This is a genomic window from Psychrobacter sp. CAL346-MNA-CIBAN-0220, assembly GCF_040309805.1.
Classification (GTDB): Bacteria; Pseudomonadota; Gammaproteobacteria; order Pseudomonadales; family Moraxellaceae; genus Psychrobacter.
The window spans coordinates 1-568 of the sequence record NZ_JBEOPF010000032.1 but is presented as its reverse complement, the minus strand read 5'-3'; the positions used below and the strand labels follow the sequence as shown (position 1 = coordinate 568).

Here is a 568-nt window from a genome sequence, read left to right as displayed (position 1 = left end):
ACATTACCTTCATGAATAGGCTTCTGTCCGACAAAGTTGGTCAGTCCATTATTGCTGTCAGTCGAGCCAATAAAAGGAGTGTCTCCTACTTGCATATTAGCCTTTGTAAGCCTCAGCCCTTTTTTTATTTCAAATACTTCACAATATTTAAAATACTTCCATTCGGTATCATCTAAATCGAAAGAAGCGCTTGTCGTAAAAGGTTTATCCGCTCCCTTAAATTGATCAATATTAGGTTTATTGACCCAGTCTGGAATTTCATCTAATGATGGAACTTCCAGTGTTTTAAGTGTCCGATTAGCTTCTCGCCCACAAGTGGAGAACCTAAATGCGTTTGAGTGTATGACATAGCAATAAAAGAGTTTTTCATGCTCAGTCATAGGCTGTAGGGGCTTTAATACAGCCACATTTTGCGATGTGTAAAAATTATTAACTTGGAGGAAAGTGGATAAAACTGAACCTCCCAAAGCTACTGTCAGTAATCCTGAACTATAGGGTTTAATACCTTCTATCAAGTCAAATTTTGCCGCTACACCGTTGTTCTTACCTTATCTTCCAACAAAATCAA

Annotated in this window: 1 protein-coding gene; it reads right to left on the bottom strand. The window is 37.9% G+C overall.

Annotated features, from left to right (window positions below; all coding sequences use genetic code 11):
- Nucleotides 1-380, bottom strand: a 380-nt coding sequence (locus tag AAEY88_RS12575) for a restriction endonuclease subunit S (protein WP_350562920.1), incomplete at its 3' end; no start/stop codon positions are given.
- Nucleotides 381-568 lie beyond the last annotated feature (188 nt).